At 63.2% G+C, this 18187-nt stretch carries 15 protein-coding genes; 10 read left to right on the forward strand and 5 right to left on the reverse strand.

What is annotated here, in order from left to right:
- Positions 1-84: 84 nt before the first annotated feature.
- Positions 85-1683 carry a long-chain fatty acid--CoA ligase gene (locus Q0974_RS10895; protein WP_299328495.1) on the forward strand — a complete coding sequence of 533 codons (1599 nt, stop codon included), beginning with the start codon at positions 85-87 and terminating at the stop codon, positions 1681-1683.
- Positions 1684-1708: 25 nt separating this feature from the next.
- Positions 1709-2443 (forward strand): class I SAM-dependent methyltransferase, encoded by a 735-nt coding sequence (locus Q0974_RS10900; RefSeq protein ID WP_299327495.1) that lies wholly within the window; start codon positions 1709-1711, stop codon positions 2441-2443.
- Between the two features lie 6 nt (positions 2444-2449).
- On the opposite strand, the gene Q0974_RS10905 is transcribed toward Q0974_RS10900, so the two are convergent.
- The gene (locus Q0974_RS10905) at positions 2450-3523 is read right to left on the reverse strand and encodes a PA0069 family radical SAM protein (protein WP_299327497.1); all 1074 of its coding nucleotides are present in this window, start codon (positions 3521-3523) and stop codon (positions 2450-2452) included.
- 61 nt (positions 3524-3584) lie between these two features.
- Between Q0974_RS10905 and Q0974_RS10910 the strand changes: the two genes are divergently transcribed.
- Positions 3585-4376, forward strand: coding sequence for a hypothetical protein (locus Q0974_RS10910; RefSeq protein ID WP_299327499.1), 792 nt, complete (start codon positions 3585-3587; stop codon positions 4374-4376).
- On the opposite strand, the gene moaB is transcribed toward Q0974_RS10910, so the two are convergent.
- From moaB to Q0974_RS10925, 3 genes are read right to left on the reverse strand one after another with little or no spacing between them, the layout of a single operon-like run.
- Entirely contained in the window at positions 4373-4900 is a 528-nt protein-coding gene (gene moaB / locus Q0974_RS10915; protein WP_299327501.1) for a molybdenum cofactor biosynthesis protein B, read from the reverse strand. The genes Q0974_RS10910 and moaB overlap by 4 nt on opposite strands.
- Positions 4890-6650, reverse strand: coding sequence for a lytic transglycosylase domain-containing protein (locus tag Q0974_RS10920; protein ID WP_299327503.1), 1761 nt, complete (start codon positions 6648-6650; stop codon positions 4890-4892). The genes moaB and Q0974_RS10920 overlap by 11 nt, the downstream gene beginning before the upstream one ends.
- Positions 6647-7393 (reverse strand): uracil-DNA glycosylase family protein, encoded by a 747-nt coding sequence (locus Q0974_RS10925; RefSeq protein WP_299327505.1) that lies wholly within the window; start codon positions 7391-7393, stop codon positions 6647-6649. Before Q0974_RS10925 ends, Q0974_RS10920 begins: the two co-directional genes overlap by 4 nt.
- Before the next feature lie 113 nt (positions 7394-7506).
- Between Q0974_RS10925 and Q0974_RS10930 the strand changes: the two genes are divergently transcribed.
- Genes Q0974_RS10930 through Q0974_RS10940 form a run of 3 tightly spaced genes read left to right on the forward strand, consistent with a single transcriptional unit; the run spans position 7507 to position 11652 of the window.
- Positions 7507-9159, forward strand: a complete 1653-nt coding sequence (locus Q0974_RS10930; RefSeq protein ID WP_299327507.1) for an electron transfer flavoprotein-ubiquinone oxidoreductase — start codon at positions 7507-7509, stop codon at positions 9157-9159.
- A 43-nt stretch (positions 9160-9202) separates the two neighbouring features.
- Positions 9203-10798: a tetratricopeptide repeat protein gene (locus tag Q0974_RS10935; RefSeq protein WP_299327509.1), complete on the forward strand. Its 1596-nt coding sequence runs from the start codon at positions 9203-9205 to the stop codon at positions 10796-10798.
- Complete coding sequence (locus tag Q0974_RS10940; protein ID WP_299327511.1) at positions 10798-11652, forward strand: 4-(cytidine 5'-diphospho)-2-C-methyl-D-erythritol kinase; 855 nt, start codon at positions 10798-10800, stop codon at positions 11650-11652. The genes Q0974_RS10935 and Q0974_RS10940 overlap by 1 nt, the downstream gene beginning before the upstream one ends.
- Positions 11653-11827: 175 nt before the next feature.
- On the opposite strand, the gene Q0974_RS10945 is transcribed toward Q0974_RS10940, so the two are convergent.
- Complete coding sequence (locus Q0974_RS10945; protein ID WP_299327513.1) at positions 11828-13681, reverse strand: DUF885 family protein; 1854 nt, start codon at positions 13679-13681, stop codon at positions 11828-11830.
- Positions 13682-13783: 102 nt separating this feature from the next.
- Between Q0974_RS10945 and Q0974_RS10950 the strand changes: the two genes are divergently transcribed.
- The 4 genes from Q0974_RS10950 to Q0974_RS10965 all read left to right on the forward strand — a co-directional run bounded on the left by Q0974_RS10950 (position 13784) and on the right by Q0974_RS10965 (position 18142).
- On the forward strand, positions 13784-14512 hold the full coding sequence (locus tag Q0974_RS10950; protein WP_299328498.1) for an N-formylglutamate amidohydrolase: 729 nt from the start codon (positions 13784-13786) through the stop codon (positions 14510-14512).
- A gap of 10 nt (positions 14513-14522) precedes the next feature.
- On the forward strand, positions 14523-16244 hold the full coding sequence (gene ilvD / locus Q0974_RS10955) for a dihydroxy-acid dehydratase (protein ID WP_299327515.1): 1722 nt from the start codon (positions 14523-14525) through the stop codon (positions 16242-16244).
- Between the two features lie 129 nt (positions 16245-16373).
- Complete coding sequence (locus tag Q0974_RS10960) at positions 16374-16748, forward strand: hypothetical protein (RefSeq protein ID WP_299327517.1); 375 nt, start codon at positions 16374-16376, stop codon at positions 16746-16748.
- Positions 16745-18142, forward strand: a complete 1398-nt coding sequence (locus tag Q0974_RS10965) for an NAD(P)H-hydrate dehydratase (protein ID WP_299327518.1) — start codon at positions 16745-16747, stop codon at positions 18140-18142. The genes Q0974_RS10960 and Q0974_RS10965 overlap by 4 nt, the downstream gene beginning before the upstream one ends.
- The last annotated feature ends 45 nt before the right edge of the window (positions 18143-18187 follow it).

Genomic DNA, 18187 nt, shown 5'->3' on the forward strand with positions numbered 1-18187 from the left:
GCGCTTTCCTGATCCATGGGGGCTGGACGATTGCCCGCCAGTGGCTAAACTGCGCCAAAAATCAGCACTATCGAGAGGATGACCATGCTTGGAGGAATGCAGAATGCGCCGCTGCGCATCAGCAATATTATCGATCATGCGGCGAAGGAGCACGGCACACGCGAGATCGTGACGCGCTGGGCCGACGGCAGCACGACCCGTTCGAACTGGGCCGGCATCGCCGAAGATGCCCGCAAATTCTCCCAGGCTCTCGAAAAACTCGGCATGAAGAAGGGCGACCGGATCGCGACGCTGGCGATGAACCATGCGCACCATCTATCGGCTTGGTACGGGATCAGCGGGATGGGTGGCGTCGTTCATACGATCAATCCGCGGCTCTTCGCGGAGCAACTTGTTTACATCATGAACCATGCCGAGGACCGGATTCTGCTGTTCGACAAGATGTTCGAACCGATCGTCGACGGCGTGAAGGATCAGCTCAAGACGATTGAGCATTTCATCCTGTTCGACGGTGAAGGCGACTATCCGACCTTCCGCGCGCTTACCGATGCCGAAGATGGCGATTATGAATGGGTCGACGGCGACGAGCGCGAGCCGTGCGGTCTCTGTTACACGAGCGGTACGACCGGCAATCCCAAGGGCGTGCTCTACGAACATCGCTCGAACGTGGTCCATGCGATTACCGAGGGACAGCCCGATGCCATGAACCTGTCGCAGCGCTCGGTCATGCTGCCCATCGTGCCGATGTTCCACGCCAATGCCTGGGGCTTGCCCTTTGCCTGCGCCGTGACGGGATCGAAGATGGTCTTCTCCGCCTCCAACGATGGCGGCGTGCTGCACAATCTGATGCTCGACGAGGGCGTCACGCATTCCGCCGGTGTGCCGACCGTCTGGCTGGCCATGTTCGCCCATATGGACGCGAACACGGTCGATTATGGCAAGCTCGAAATGGTCGTGATCGGCGGGTCGGCTGCACCGCGCGCGATGATCGAACGGCTGATGAACGCGGGCGTCTATGTCCTCCACGCCTGGGGCATGACCGAAACCTCGCCGATCGGCACGATCGGGATGCGTCCGCCGAACTGGGATGAGCTCAGCTTCGACGAGAAGGTCGATATCATCTGCAAGCAAGGCCGCACGCCGTTCGGCGTCGAAATCCGTGTCGTCGATGACGACGGAAACGAACTGCCGCGCGACGGCGAAAGCTCGGGCAGCCTCCATGTGCGTGGGCCCTGGGTGCTGGATCAATATTTCCAGGACGATGGCGGCAAATGTGTGGGCGACGACAATTGGTTCGACACCGGCGACGTCGCGGTCATCCATCCCGATGGCTGTATGCAGATCACGGATCGTGCGAAGGATGTGATCAAGTCCGGCGGCGAATGGATCAGCTCAATCGAGCTTGAAAATGCCGCAGTGGGTTGCCCGGGCGTTGCCGAAGCAGCGGCTGTCGGCGTCTATCACCCGAAATGGGACGAACGGCCACTGCTCCTGATCGTCAGGAAAGAGGGTGCGGAACTCAGCGGCGACGATGTCATCGACTATCTCACGGACAAGGTTGCCAAATGGTGGTTGCCCGACGAGGTAAAATTCGTCGATGAGTTGCCGCATACGGCCACCGGCAAGATCCTGAAACGCGCGCTGCGTGACGAATATAAGGATTACAAGCTGGAAACGGCCTGAGCGGGCACGGCGGGCATAGATCGCGATGTCGGCCATCTATGACGAGATCGGCGTCGACTATGCCGATCTGCGCAAACCCGATCCGCGCATAGCCGCCGCCATCGAAGGGGCATTGGGCGCTGCCGAGACCGTCCTCAATGTTGGGGCCGGTGCGGGCTCGTACGAGTCGGCCGGCCGGCAAGTAACCGCCGTCGAACCGTCGCTCGAAATGATCGGCCAGCGTCCGCGCGATGCGGCGCCAGCCATTCAAGGCGTCGCCGAAGACCTGCCTTTCGACGATGACAGTTTCGATGCATCGATGGCGGTGCTGACCATCCACCATTGGACCGATCAGGCCAAAGGCCTTGGTGAGATGCGCCGGGTCACCCGCGGGCCGGTCGTGTTGCTGACCTTCGATCCAGACTATCGCGACATCTGGCTGCTCGATTATCTGCCCGAGAATGCCGAACTCGACGCGCGGCAGATGCCCAAAATGGCCGATTACGAAAAATGGCTCGGGCCGGTCGAGATTGCGACCGTACCGATCCCGCACGATTGTACCGACGGTTTCCTCTACGCCTATTGGCGCCGTCCTTCGGCCTATCTCGATCCGCAAATCCGCAAGGGCAGCTCGACCTTCTGGAAGATCGACAATATTTCCGAAAAGCTTGAACGACTGGCGGACGATCTGCAATCGGGCGCGTGGGAGCGGCGCTATGCCGATCTGCTCGATCAGGATGCGATAGATATGGGCTATCGCCTCGTCGTCGCACGCGGTTAGCAGCGCTCAGAACAACTCCCCTTGCGGCCCGGCAGGCGGGCGGAACAGGTCGGTGCGCAGCATTATTTTCTGCTGATTGAGGCCGTGCTTGCGGCAGACTCTGGCGAAGCGCGCTTCGATCAACTTGCCCCAGGGTCCAGCCGCGCGCATGCGCGTGAAGTAATTGGGGTCGTTGTCGCGCCCCTGACGGATCGACCGGATGATATTCATCACCTTGCCGACGCGTTCGGGATAATATTCGTCGAGCCAGGCGCGAAACAGCGGTGCGACCTCGTGCGGCAGGCGGACCGGGATGAAAAAAGCTGCCTGCGCCCCTGCTTCGGCCGCTGTTTCGATTAGCGTCTCAATCTCGTGATCGGTGATCGCCGGGATGATCGGGGACATCGACACATAGGTCGGGATACCCGCCTCACTGAGCGCCGTGATCGCGGCTAGCCGCTTGCGCGCCGAGGGTGCGCGCGGTTCGAGCGTGCAGTGCACGTGCGGATCGAGCGACGTCACCGAAACCGCGACGGCGACGAGATCATGGGCGGCCATGTCGGCGAGCAGGTCGATATCGCGCACCACGCGGTCCGATTTGGTCGTGATCGTTAGCGGATGGCGCGCTTCGGCCAGGATTGCGATACAGTCGCGCGTGATCCGATAACGCCTCTCGATCGGCTGATAGGGATCGGTATTCGTGCCCATCGCGATCGGCGCGACGCGATAGTTCGGCTTCGAGAGCGCCTCGTGCAGAAGGCGCGGCGCACTAGGCTTGGCGAACAGCCGGGTTTCGAAATCGAGACCGGGCGAGAGATCGTGAAAGGCATGGGTTGGGCGCGCGAAGCAATAGATGCAGCCATGCTCGCACCCGCGATAGGCGTTAATCGAGCGGTCGAAGCCGATGTCCGGCGATGCGTTGCGGGTAATGATCGTCTTCGGGCGTTCGATCGTGACTGAGGTTTTGGGGGCAGGGGGCGCTCCGTCGATGTCCTCTTCGGCATCGAGCCAGTCGCCGTCCGGCTCGCGGTCGGGCAGGTTGAAGCGTGTGGGCGGGGCGTTCGCGGTCGCACCGCGGCCTTTTGTTTTGCATGAGAACATAACAAGAACACATTGCCATCTGCGCCGGTGCAGTGCAAGGTTAGCGAGAAAGGAAAAAGCGATGCGAACTCTCTGGACCAGCCTGACCTGTCTTGCGCTTGGGCTGACGGCTTGTGCGGCGGAAAGCGATACCGTTAGCGAAACCGAATCAGCCGAAGCGCGCACGGTTTCAGACGGTTCAGAAGACGCTGATACAGGCGGCGCGCCGGAACAGCTGTTGCTCGATACCGAGATTGCCGATGGCGCTGATCGTGTGGTTGGCATGGCGCCAGTAGGAAGCGCGGCCTTCGATCCGGAATGTTTCATCGCAGAAGATCGCGTCGCCGGCATCGCCCTGCCGGAAACGCTCGGCGACTTCGCTGCGGCCTTTCCGGAGGGCACGGCGCTCAACTTCTACTCGACATATATGGTCGATCTGAGCGCCTTGTGCGTGCGGTCAGAGGGCGAAGACGCGCTGTGCGCGATCACCTTCGCCGAAGAGAGCTATACGGCCGAGGCGGCCGTCGAAAGCCTCATCGTGTCGAGCCCCATCTGCAACGATGCGGCCGGGGTGGGCCCGGGCACGCCGGTTTCGACGGCAATCGAAGCCTATGGCGAACCGACCTTCGGCTTCAGTTGGGACAATGAGGGCCGCGAATATGTGACCTTCGCCAATGCGCCGTCCAATTTCCTGTTCCGGGCGCGATCCGACACGGCTGACGCTGAAACGCAAACCGGGGGCCTGACCGTGCCGGGCGGAGAACATGGCGGCGATTATAGCGGCGTGGAGGGAGACGGCACCTACTTTGAGACGTCCACCGCCTATCCGGATGCGGAAATCCGCGAAGTCTGGATTTCCCGGCCGGTCGGCTAGCCTTCCTGAAGCCGGGGCATGAGTTCGACGAAATTGCAGGGGCGATAGCGGTTGTCGAGCTGTGTCGCGAGAATTCCGTCCCAGCCATCCTTCACTGCGCCATTGGAGCCCGGCAGCGCGAAAATATAGGTGCCGCGTGCGACGCAGCCACAGGCACGTGATTGAATCGTCGATGTGCCGATCTTCTCATAGCTCAACATCCGGAACAGCTCGCCAAAGCCCGGTATCGCTTTGTCCTGCACCCGTTCGAGCGCTTCGGGCGTAATGTCGCGCCCGGTCAGCCCAGTGCCGCCGGTCGTTATGACGCAATCGACTTCAGGATCGTCGATCCAGGCATGGAGACGCGAGACGATTTCGGACATTTCGTCACGCACGATCTGGCGCGCCGCGAGGATATGCCCGGCATCGGTCAACCGTTGCTCCAATATGTCGCCCGAACTGTCCTGCTCGCGATTGCGCGTGTCCGAAACCGTCAGTAGCGCGATGCGGACGGGTTTGAATTCGGCACTCTCGTCAATTGGCAATGCGCGCGCCTCCCTGGCCGGACAGACGCACGGCAACCGCGCCCGGTGCGCCCGGGAAACGCGGCCACATGCCTTGCGCCAGCGCCGCGAGGCTCGTCGATTCTTCGCCGGCATTGCGCTGATACATCCAGTAATTACGCAGGACGATCGGCACATAGCCGCGCGTCTCGTAGAAAGGGATGCTCTCGATATAGAGCAGCGGATCGCCACGGTCGCGGAGGCGACCCTCCCAGTTCATCACCGCGCCAGGTCCGGCATTATAGGACGCGATCACCTTGGGCAGCAGCCCCTGCATGCCCGAAAAGTCGCGCATCTCTTCCATATAATGCTGGCCATATTCGATATTGATCTCCGGCACGTTGAGCCGTGAGGCGTTGACAGTCTCGCCGCGGTCGCGGGCGATGTCGCGCGCCGTGCCCGGCATCAGCTGCAAGAGGCCGCGCGCGCCAGCCGGACTTACGACTTCGGGGCGGAAATTCGATTCCTGCAGCGCATGCGCATAAACGAGCGAGCGATCGACGCGCCAACCGCCGACAGGCTCGTAGCCGGGCGCAGGGAAGCGCACGCGGGACGATGCGTGATAGGATACGGGCGCATTGCGCGCGATCCAGAGTTCGGCGTTGGGCAGGCGCAACTGGTTCGCAAGATCGAGCCATGCGTCATGATGCTGCGGATTGCCGATCGCGGCGCCATGCCGCACGAATTCGTCCGCCAGCTCCCGCTCTCCGAGCTCTGCCAGCGCCATCGCGCGCTGCGCCGTCGAGAAAGAGGCGACCGTATCCCATGTCGGCGACGGGATATTCCGGTGCGCCGGTGCTTCGGAGATGCCGAGGCTCTGCATTGCGAGCAGGCCGTAGAAAGTTTCGTCCATCAGCGCGGCGGTACGCAGCAAGGTCTGCACATTTTCCGGACGGCCGGCGCGCATCTCAGCGCGTGCGGCCCAATACAGGCCGGCGGCGCGTTTTTCGCTGTCAGGGGCGCGGCGTCCGACCGAAGCGAACGCGTCAGCCGCCGCCTCGAAATCGCCGAGCCGCCATGATGCCAGTCCGTCGACCCAATCGCCATGTACGGCCCAGTCGCCGATCCCAGCGCGCGCCTGGCGAGCGAGCCGCTGTGCATTGCGGTCGTCACCGGTCAGATAATAGGACCATGAGACGCGCTGCTGCACCTCGGTAAGGCCGGCGCGGGTGAGGGACTCGCGGTTCCGCTCAAGCACATTTTCCGCTTCGCGCGGGCTATCGGCGACGATCAGCGGGCGGATTTCCCGGACGACCGAGCGCGCGGCGCTATCGTCGCGCACCGGTTGAGCACGCGCCCGGCGCGAGGGACCGGACGGGCGGCGCATCGAGTGCGTGCGCGGCAATACGGGCGCCTGTTCGAGACCGCGGCTTTGCGCGAGTGTCAGAATGCGATTGGCGTCGGGCAAATCTGGCGCATCGTTCAGCAGCGCTCGGAGTGGCTCCAGCTCGACGCGCGGCGATCCGGGGGCAAGATAAAGCTCGGCGCGTGCTACGGGGTGCAGGACGCTGTCCGGCGCGCGCGCCAGCCGCCCTTCCGCGCTTTCCCAGTTGCGGTTGCGAATATCGGCGAAAATCTGGCGATAGGCCTCACGCTCGCTCCGGCTGAGCACGGAATCGATTTCGGATTGCGTTTGCGCCTGTGAAAGCGTGGGCAGGCTGGCCGCGTCTGCCAAGGCAGGCGTGAGAGACGCCGATAACAGGGCCGTTGCGGCAAGAAGCTTCAATTTCACGCGTGTATTCCCTCTATGAGCATCTGCAGGTCCTTCCAGCTTTGCGCCTTGAAGCGCGGCTGCTGGAGCAGGAACCGCGGATGAAAAGTGGCGGTCACCGACACAGTGCCGCCATCATGGTTAAAAATGTGTTGCGTTCCACGACTTTCATCGAGCCCGGCCCCGCAAAACACACGGCTCGGCGCGTCGCTCATGGTTAATAGTCGTTCCGGGCCAGCAAGGGCGACGTGATGGCGGGCGATAGAGCCGAGCGTTTCGAGCGCGTTTTCGTCGATCGCGCCGCCGGCAATCCGTGCGGGGGAGAGGGGCACGACATAGGCCGAAGCCCGATCGCGGCCGATAGCGGCCAGCATGCGATCGAACAGGAGTCCGGTGTCGCCCGATAGCAGTCCTCCAGCCTCGCGATCGCCTTGCTCGGGCATATCGACGAGGATCATCAACCCGGTCGTAGGATCGCCGATCGCGTCCAACCGCTCGGATATGGGTGCGGCCAGGGCCTCGCTGGAGAGCAACCATTGTCTGAATGCCGCTAGCTCCGAGGGCATGTCGGCCATATTAGGCGTTGGCGCTACAGTCGGCGCTTCGTTTTTTGCTGCGGGTGCTACGCGCGGCTTTTTCGGTTCTTCGAGCCAGCTGCGCGGTTCGTCGCCGACAATCGTGTCGACGCCGGCTTCGCGCCACCAGGAAACCAGATTATCGATGCCGTCGGAAATGGCTTGCCCCCGTTTTCCGTGAATTCCCATAGAGTCCAAGGTTGACGGCTTGGTCAATCGCCGGGCAGTGACTATCTGACAGATTGGTTGCTGGCCGCGACGATATGAGCCTGAAGCGGTCCGTTGAAGGAGAATGCGAGACCATGTCCGAACGGGAATCCATGCCCTATGACGTCGTGATCGTCGGTGGCGGCCCAGCGGGTCTCTCCGCGGCGATCCGGCTCAAGCAGCGCGCCGAGGAGGCGGGTAAGGAGATTTCGGTCTGCATCCTCGAAAAGGGCAGCGAGATCGGCGCGCATATTCTTTCAGGCGCGGTTGTCGACCCGAAGGCGCTCGACGAATTATTTCCGGACTGGCGGGATTTCGACGATGCGCCGCTGACCGTGCCCGTCACGGAAAACCATCACTGGATCCTGACGAAGAACAAGAAGCGCGAATTTCCGCATCTTCTGATGCCAAGCTTCATGAACAATAAGGGCACCTACACGGTCAGCCTCGGCAATTTCTGCCGCTGGCTCGCCGGCCGCGCGGAAGCCATGGGCGTCGAGATTTTCCCCGGTTTCGCGGCGGCGGAAGTGCTGTTCAACGAGGATGGCTCGGTCAAGGGCGTCGCGACCGGCGATATGGGCATCGCCCGCGATGGCGAGAAAAAGCCCGATTACATGCCGGGCATGGAGCTCCACGCCAAATATACCTTCTTCGCCGAAGGCGTGCGCGGGCACCTCTCAAAACAGCTGATCGCCAAGTTTGCACTCGATGCGAACTCCGAGCCACAAGTCTATGGTCTCGGGATAAAAGAGCTATGGGATATCGAGCCCGACAAACATGTGCCGGGCCGCGTGATCCACACCCAGGGCTGGCCGCTCGACGAAGCCAATGGCGGCGGTTTTCTCTATCATCAGGAGAATGGCCAGGTCGCGCTCGGTTTCGTCACTTGGCTCAACTATGCCAATCCCTGGATTTCGCCGTTCGAAGAAATGCAGCGCTGGAAAACCCATCCGGCAATCCGTGAGATTCTCGAAGGCGGCAAGCGCGTTTCCTATGGCGCGCGCGCGATCAATGATGGCGGCTGGCAGTCCGTGCCGAAACTCGCCTTTCCGGGCGGGGCGCTGATCGGCTGTTCGGCCGGTTTTGTGAACGTACCGCGGATCAAGGGTAGCCATACCGCGATGAAGACCGGCATGATGGCCGCCGATGCCGCGTTCGACGCCGTGCAGGCGGAACGCGCCAGCGACGAACTGACCGCCTATGAGCAGGCCTATGAGGATAGCTGGGTGTATAAGGAGCTCCGCAAAGTCCGGAACACGCTGCCGCTGGTCGAGAAATATGGCAATTTCACCGGTACCCTGCTTTCGGGCATCACGATGTGGGCCGAGCATCTGGGCATCCGCATGCCATTCACCATGGGCCATCATCCCGATCATGAAAGCCTGTGGCCCGCCGATCAGGTGAAGAAGATAGACTATCCGAAACCCGATGGCGTGATCAGTTTCGACCGTCTGTCGTCGGTCTTCCTGTCCAATACCAACCATGAGGAAGATCAGCCGGTTCATCTGACCCTTAAGGACGCGGACGTACCCGTGGCGCACAATCTGCCGCTCTATGCCGGGCCGTCGCAGCGCTATTGTCCGGCCGGCGTCTACGAGTTTGTCGAGGACGAGGACGGCAGTCCGCGGTTCCAGATCAACGCGCAGAACTGCGTGCATTGCAAGACATGCGACATCAAGGACCCGACCCAGAATATAAACTGGGTCGTGCCCGAAGGCGGCGGAGGACCGAACTATCCCAATATGTAAGCGTATCGCCGGGCGTGCCGCCCTTGTCCTTGCCCCGGTTCTCGTGATTACCGGAACCGCAGAGGCGAGCAATCCGCTATCGGATTATGCGCGCGCCCGGGTCGCCGATGCATCGGGACAGATCGGAATCGCGGCTGAAGGCTATGCTTCGGCGCTGTCCGGCGCGCCGTTCGACGAGACACTCGCCGCCCGCGCCTATCGCCGCGCGGTGGCGGCGGGCGACCGGACCTTGGCGCTGCGCGCCGCGCAATCGCTGCGAACCGCCGATGCGCTGCCGCCGGACGGCGAATTTCTGTTCCTGATCGAAACGCTGGAGGAGGGTGATTGGGCCGAAGCACGCCGGATCGTCGACCGGATCGAGGAGCAGGGGCTTTTCTCCTCACTCGCTCCGGTGATGCGCGCCTGGATCGCATATGGGGCCGATGACGGCGATCCGATCGCGTTTCTCGATGGCGTGGGCGAGGATTCGATCGCCAGCATCTATGTGCGCGAACACAGAGCCCTGCTGCTGCTCGCCATGGGACGCTATGACGAAGGCATTACGGCGACGCTGGCCTTGAACGATGTCGGCGCGCCGCGTTTTTTGCGGCTGCGCCTCGCCGCTGCGGCCCGGCTCGTACAGGCGCGCCGCCGGGATGAGGCGCTCGCTTTCCTGCCGGGGAATAGCCGGGCCGAACGCACCGCTCGCGCGACGATCGAGCGCCGGCGCTCGCTGCCCGGCGCCATCGACAGCGCGGCCGACGGTATCGGCGAGATGTTCGTGCGCCTTGCTGCCGACATCAATCGCCAAAATGCGACGTCGCTTGCGCTGACGATCAGCCGTTTCGCGACATTCATCTCACCCGACAACTCAGTGGGATGGTTCGTCACGAGCGGCATTCTCAATCAGGCCGATCAGGAACAGGCGGCGCTGCTGGCCCTAGATGGCGTCGGCAATCGCGATCCATTCTACTCCGATGTGCAGGATATGCGCGTACAGCTGCTCGCCGATACGGACGAGCCGCAAGCCGCTTTGGAGCTGGCGCGCGAGCGGGCGGAACGGCGCAACGCCACGGCGGCGGACTGGCAGCGCTATGGCGAACGCTTTGCCGCGCTCGACCGCTATGAAGAAGCCGCCGAAGCCTATGGCCGGGCCGTTACCCTAGCTGGCGGCGACGAAGCGCCATGGAGCACATGGCTGCTCTATGGCGGCGCGCTGCTCGATGCCGATCGGTGGGACGAATCCCGGCCCGCGCTCGAACGTGCGGTCGAATTGGCCCCGAACCAGCCGATCGCGCTCAACTATCTCGGCTATGCGTTGCTCGAACGGCGCGAAGATCTCGAAACGGCGGAGGACCTGATCCGGCGTGCCAGCGAACTCAGCCCCGACAGCGCGTCGATCACGGACTCGCTGGGCTGGGTCTATTACATTCAGGGCGATCTGGAGCGCGCCATACCGACACTCGAGCGCGCGGCGCGCGGTGAACCGGCAGAGCCGACGATCAACGAACATTTGGGCGACGCCTATTGGACCGCGGGCCGGCGACGGGATGCGCGTTTCGCCTGGCAGGCGGCCCTGGTGTCTGCGGAGGACGAGGCCGCGGACCGCATCCGGCAGAAGCTCGATATCGGCCTGACTGCCGAGACCGCCTCGCCCTGATGGCCGATCACAGCGCGGCATTGCGGGAAACCGCCTATGCCAAGATCAATCTTGCGCTGCATGTCCGCGAGCGGATGCCGGACGGCTATCACCGGATCGAAACCCTGTTCGCCTTTTGCGCAGACGGCGATGTGCTGCGCGCCGAGGCTGCAACCGATCTGACACTGACGATCGATGGACCTTTCGGCGATGCTTTGTCCAACGGGCCCGAGAATCTGGTCCTGCGAGCCGCAGACGCCTTGCGGAAGGCAGTACATATCGAAACCGGTGCCGCGCTGCATTTGACCAAAAACCTGCCGCTGGCCTCGGGGGTAGGTGGCGGTTCAGGCGATGCGGCGGCAGCGCTGCGCATTCTGAAGCGGCTTTGGGATCCAAAAAATGACGCGGGAGCGTTGCACCAGATCGCCGCCGATCTGGGCGCGGACGTGCCGGCGTGCCTGCTTTCCCGACCATGTTTCGGCGCGGGTAGGGGGGACGCGCTCACACCTGTTGCGCCCGGGAATCTTGCCGGTACGCCCATATTGCTTGTTAATCCGGGCGTTCCCGTCGAAACGGGGCCGGTTTTCGCGGCATGGAATGGCGAAGATGGCGGGGCGCTCGATATGACCGATCCTCTGCGCCTCGATACAGACTGGCGCAACGATCTGGCCGCGCCTGCCCGCGCCATCGCGCCTGCAATCGACAAGGTTATGGCCGTTTTGGAGGCGGCGTCAGGCGCCTATTTCGTGCGCATGTCGGGCTCTGGAGCCACCTGTTTCGCGCTGTTCGATACGGCCGGTGACCGCGATGCGGCTGCCGCCGCAATAGCGCGAGACAATCCCGAGTGGTGGACGATGCGATCGGCGCTGCGTTGACCGATATTCCGCCGTTAACCTTCTTTTTCAGCACTTTGGTAATGAATCCGGCTAATATTAGCGCATGAACGGATCGATCCCCGCAGGGAGACGTCCGCCAATGATCTACGTGTCCTCCAGAGCCGTACGTCATTGAAACGGGCAGCTGCGCTTCGGTGCCGCTGCCCGTTTCCGTTCAGCGGCTTGCGGCCTCCACGCGCTCGGCAAGCAGGCTGAGCGGCATCGCGCCCTGATCGAGCACTAATGCATTGAAATCGCGCACATCGAACGCTGCGCCCTGCGCCGCGCGTAACTGTTCGCGCATGTCGAGGATGCGCAATTGCCCGAGCTTGTAGCCAAGCGCCTGACCCGGCCATGCCATATAGCGCTCGATTTCGGCCGTGACCCGGCTTTCGGCGATGCCGGTGGCGCCCTGCATGAAGCGGATCGCCTGTTCGCGCGTCCAGCGCATGTGATGCAGCCCGGTATCGACGACGAGCCGGACCGCGCGGAAGAGTTCGTCCTGCAGCCGGCCGAGATCGCCGAACGGGTCGTCCGCATAATAGCCGAGTTCCTTCGCGAGCAGCTCTGCATAGAGCGCCCAGCCTTCCTGATAGCCATTGAAACTGGCGATTCTGACGATCAGCGGTGCGTCGCCAAGTCCGCTGGCGATCGCGATTTGCGTGTGATGGCCGGGCACGCCTTCATGATAGGTGAGCGTCGGGAGGCGGAAGCGCGGCACCGCGCGCATATCGCGCAGGTTGATCCAGTAGGTGCCGGGGCGCGTGCCATCGAGCGAGGGCGCGTCATAATAGCCGCCCGGTGCGCTGTCTTCGGTCGCCTCGGGTATGCGCCAGATAACGAGTTGCTGCTGAGGGATTATCTCGGGCGGCAGCATGTCTGTGTAATTGCCCTCCGCGCGCTGCGCGAGTTCGCCCACATAATCGAGCAATTCCTGCCGGCCGTCATCGCTGTCTTCGAACAGGAAGCGCTCGTCGCCGGCCAGCCGCAGCATCCGTTCGCCAACACTGCCGCCGGTTTCCCCATTGGCGGTGAGCAGCGCATCCATCTCGGCCGTGATCCGGCGGGTTTCGTCGAGGCCGATATCGTGGATTTCGTCGGGTGTCAGTTCGGTATCGCCGAGCGCGCGGGTATTGGCCGCGTAGAGCGCTTCGCCATCGGGCTGCGCCCAGATCCCGGCCGCCTCCTGCCCGCGCGGCAGCATCTCGGCGATATGGTCGCGCAGCCGTTGGAATGCGGGTCGTGCCTTGGTCTGCAGCGCAGTGATCGCGAAATGCAGAGCGGTAGCGCGCAATGTCGTGTCCGTCACGGCGGCGGCCATGCCATCGTCGAACGCTTCGATCAGCGGGTGGGATTCGGCCGGACCTTCGAGAAAGGAATCGAGCACCGGCAAGGTCTTGGCGAGCAAAGCCTGGGGCGGACGACAGCCAGCGGCCTCATCCGCGCGGATTTTTTCGAGCACGCCGGCAAAGCTCGTTTCGAAGCCGTTGAGCTTTTCGAGCCAGGCATCGATTGCATCGGGGGTACGCAAAGACTGTTGGCTCTTCATCACCGCCGGGGTGTCGATATGCGGACCGCTGATCTGCGACACGAGATAGGGCAGATGATTGACGTAACTGAACGGGTTGATCCGGCCATAGGGTATGTTCGCCGAGCGGTTGGCATTGGCGAGTACCGCTTCGGAGACGGCCGCGTGCAGCGCATCGCGCGATCCCGGCGTACATTCGAGCGCCGCTATGCGCGCCTGGCTCGCCGCCATGCCGTCGCGCAGCGCTTGCTCTCCGGCAGGCGAATAGTCGGCCATGTGCCGTGCAAGCGGTCCGCCATTTAGCGATGCTTCTGCGCCGTTATAGGTGGCGACTTCCGGCAGCAGTGCGAGCAGCCGCTCGGCTTCGTTTGCGAGCACCATGCCCGCGTTGCAGTTTTGGGCGGTGTCCGAAGCCGGTACAGTGGCGCACCCGCCGACGCTCAATATCGTACCGGCGGCTAGCCCCGCCATCGCCTCACGGCGTGTCAGCGCGAAACTCATCTGCGACCCTCCAATTGCCTTATGTGGTGACATAGGCCGCCGGGGACGGCAACTAGGGGCGATGCGCAGGGTAAATAGACTTTGGCTATCGGCGAGGCCGCAATGAAGGATGTCTATCGCGAGATAGCGGGCGGCCCCGATTCCGGGCTGATGTTGATCGCCGATCATGCGTCGAACCGGGTGCCGGACGATATCGATCTCGGTGTCCATCAGTCCGTCCTCGACAAACATGTCGCGGTTGATATTGGCGTCGATCGCCTTTCCGGCCTGGTCGCAGGCCATCTCGAATGCCCGGCGATCATCGCCAATGTTTCGCGGCTCGTCGTCGATCTGCATCGCGAGCATGATCATCCGGACGCGACTCCCGCGCATAGCGACGGCCATCACATCCCGGCCAATGCCGCGTTGGACGAAGCCGCCCGCCAAGAGCGGATCGCGCGTTTCTGGCATCCCTATCATGGCCGCACAGCCGAGCTGATCGATCACCATGATCCCGACATGCTCTTCACGCTGCACAGTTTCACACCGCAGCTCGAAACGCGCGCACATGAAGAGCGCCCTTGGCATGCCGGGATCCTCTACAACCAAGATGATCGCGCCGCGCGCGTCGCGATACCCAAGCTCGAGGCACTGGGTCTCCATGTCGGCGATAACGAGCCCTATTCGGGGCTCGAACTCAACGCGACGATGGACCTCCACGCCGAAGCACGGGGCCTGCCCTATCTCGCGATAGAGGTGCGGAATGACTTGATCGCGGACGCGGAAGGCGCAAGGAAATGGGCGGAATTGCTCGCGCCCGTGATCGCCGAGACGCGGGACGCGCTGAAATAGGGAAACCGCCATGTCCAACCGTTTCGACAAGTCGCAACTGCCGAGCCGCCATGTTTCGGTCGGCCCATCGCGCGCGCCGCACCGTTCTTACTATTACGCGATGGGCATTACCGAAGAGGAGATCGAGCAGCCCTTCGTTGCGGTGGCCAGCGCGGGCAATGACAGCGCGCCGTGCAACACACGGCTCGACCATCAGGCCGATATCTGCCGCGAGGGCGTGATTGCGGGCGGCGGGCTGCCGCGCCGATTCAACACGATCACCGTCACCGACGGCATTGCGATGGGTCATCAGGGCATGAAAAGCTCGCTCGTCAGCCGCGAGGTGATCGCCGATTCCGTTGAACTCTCGGTGCGCGGCCATTGCTATGACGCGCTCGTCGGCTTTGCCGGCTGCGACAAATCTCTGCCCGGCATGATGATGGCGATGCTACGGCTGAACGTGCCGTCGATCTTCGTCTATGGCGGGTCGATCCTGCCCGGCCGCTACCACGACAAGGATGTCACGGTCGTCGATGTGTTCGAGGCGGTCGGCCAGTATGAGGCCGAAGCCTGTCCGCTGCAGGAACTGATCGAGCTCGAGAAAGTCGCCTGTCCCGGCCATGGCGCGTGCGGCGGCCAGTTCACGGCGAACACCATGGCCTGTGTCGGCGAGGCGATCGGCCTTTCGCTGCCCAACAGCAATATGGTGCCTGCGCCCTATGAGTCCAACGACGATATCGCGCGCGCGGCCGGCGCTCAGGTGATGGAGCTGCTGGCGAACAATATCCGTCCGCGCGATCTCTGCACGAAGGCGGCATTCCAGAATGCGGCGCGCGTCGTCGCGGCGACGGGCGGCTCGACCAATGCGGCGCTGCACCTGCCAGCGATGGCGAACGAATGCGGGATCGATTTCGACCTGTTCGACGTTGCCGAGACGTTCAAATCCACACCCTATCTCGCCGACCTCAAGCCGGGCGGCAAATATGTCGCGAAAGATATGTATGAAGCGGGCGGCGTCTACATGCTGATGAAGACGCTGCTGTCCGAAGGCCTGCTCGATGGCGACTGCCTGACCGTGACCGGGAAGACCTTGGGCGAAAACATCGATGAAGTGACCTGGAACCCCGATCAGAAAGTCATCTACGCCGTCGACAATCCGATCACGCCGACCGGCGGGGTCGTCGGGCTCAAAGGCTCGCTCGCGCCGGATGGCGCGATCGTGAAAGTCGCCGGAATGGAGCGGCTCCAGTTCGAAGGCCCGGCCCGTTGCTTCGACAGCGAGGAAGACTGTTTCAAGGCCGTCGAGGAACGCGATATCGCCGAAGGCTCGGTGATCATCATCCGCTACGAAGGGCCAAAGGGCGGTCCCGGCATGCGCGAAATGCTCTCGACGACGGCGGCGCTGTACGGCCAGGGCATGGGCGAGAAGGTGGCGCTGATCACCGACGGGCGCTTCTCGGGCGCGACACGCGGCTTTTGCATCGGTCATGTTGGCCCCGAGGCCGCAGATGGCGGGCCGATCGGACTGGTCGAAGACGGCGATATCATCCGCATTGACGCCGAAGCCGGCACGATCGATCTCGATGTCGACGAAGCGGTGCTGGCGGACCGACGTGCCAAATGGACGCCGCGCACCAACGATTACCAGTCGGGTACGCTCTGGCGCTACGCCCGTAACGTCGGCCCGGCGCATGAAGGCGCGGTTACTCATCCCGGCGCGAAAGCGGAGACCCATGTCTATGCGGATATTTAGGACGATGATGTTCCCGCTCACCCTGAGCCTGTCGAAGGGTCGTCCTTATTTTCAGAAAGAAGGACAGGGCTTCGACAGGCTCAGCCCGAGCGGATGAGGGGTGCTATGAAACTTGGAGCAGCGCTTCCTGTGACCGGGCTCATTGCTCTTGCCGCGTGCGGTACGGCAAGCGAGGAGCAGCCTGTTGAGTCCGATCCGCTCATCGAGGCGGAAGTCGAAGCGCGGTCCGAACTCGCCGAAAGCGGTGTCGTCTATTGCGCATTGAACGGCGCGGTCGAAATGCGCTCCGACTGCCAGATCGAACGGAGCCAGAGCGATGACGGGCTAGTGCTGACGGTCCGTCATCCCGATGGCGGTTTCCGAAGATTGCTGGTGACGAATGACGGCAGCGGTCTGGTTGCCGCGGACGGTGCGGAGGCCGTCACGGTCACCCCGACTTCGGAGCGCGAGATCGAGGTCGCGATCGGTGGTGATACCTACCGGCTTCCCGCGACGGTGCGGTGATCGCCGGGCCGATCCTGACCGCCGCCGAGATGGTTGCGGCTGAAGAGGCCGCGATGGCGGACGGGATTTCGGTCGGCGAGTTGATGGAGCGCGCGGGCCGCGAAGTCGCCGATATCGCCTGGCGGATGGCCGGTGTCTCCGAAACGCTGATCCTGTGCGGACCGGGTAACAATGGCGGCGATGGCTATGTCGTCGCGCGGCTGCTCGCCGAGCGGGGTAGCGATGTGCGTGTCGCCGCGCTGGCCGATCCCAAGACCGAAGTGGCGAAGGAGGCGCGTGCGAAATGGGACGGTCCCGTCGAGCCGATCGCGGGCGCGAAGGGTGCATCGCTGGTCATAGACGCGCTGTTCGGCACGGGGCTGGTACGGCCACTGAGCGGATCGCTTGCGAAAACGCTGATCGATCATGTCGAAAGCGCTACGCATAGCGTCGCCGTCGACCTGCCGAGCGGGATCGAGACGGACAGTGGCGCGCTGCTCTCGCCGGTGCCCAAGTTCGACGCGACCGTTGCGCTCGGTGCCTTGAAACCGGCGCATCTGCTTCAGCCTTCGGTCCGGTATCTCGGGCGGGTTGTTCTCGGTGATATCGGCATCGCTTCTGAAAGCGATCTGAACGTTGTGTCTCGGCCGAACCTCACTCCGCCAAGTCCAGAGGATCACAAATATTCGCGCGGCTATGTGCTCGTTGCGGGTGGCGCGATGGCGGGTGCGGCGAGCCTCACCGCCGACGCCGCGATCCGGGGCGGGGCAGGCTATGTCGCGCTCGCCGGGCCCGATCATCCCGAAGGACCGTTGGCGCTCGTTTACCGTCTTGCCGCCGATCCGCGGACATTGGGCGACATGCTGGCGGACGAGCGGATCGATGTCGCGGTCGCCGGACCCGGACTGGGTCTGACTGGCAAGGCCGAGGCGCGGCTCGATCAGGTGTTGGACTCCGGCCGGCGGCTGGTGCTCGATGCGGATGCACTGACGCTGATAGCCCAAGGCGGCGTGGAGCGGCTGCACGAGCTTTCGACTGTGCCGATCCTGACGCCGCATCATGGCGAATTCGTGCGGCTGTTCGGGGAGGGCGAGGGTAGCAAGGTCGAGCGGGCGCGAGATGCGGCGCAACGCGCTAATGCGGTGATCGTCTACAAGGGCAGCGACACGGTGATCGCCGCGCCTGATGGACGCGCCGCTATCGCCGCGCGCGCGCCAACCTGGCTCGCAACGGCGGGCACCGGCGATGTCCTGACCGGCATCATGGCCGCGCGTTATGCGCAGAATGGCGATCCGTTCGAGGCGGCCTGCGAGGCGGTGTGGCTACACGGCGAAGCGGGTCGGCGGGCCGGTGCGTTCCTGATCGCCGACGATCTGCTGAATATACTTCCAAGGGCGCTAGCAAGCTATCTCTAACCAATTCCCGTTAGTCCTGAGCCTGTCGAAGGACGCTTTTCCGCC

The sequence above is a fragment of the Parasphingopyxis sp. genome (assembly GCF_028279465.1).
In the GTDB taxonomy this organism is placed as follows: domain Bacteria; phylum Pseudomonadota; class Alphaproteobacteria; order Sphingomonadales; family Sphingomonadaceae; genus Parasphingopyxis.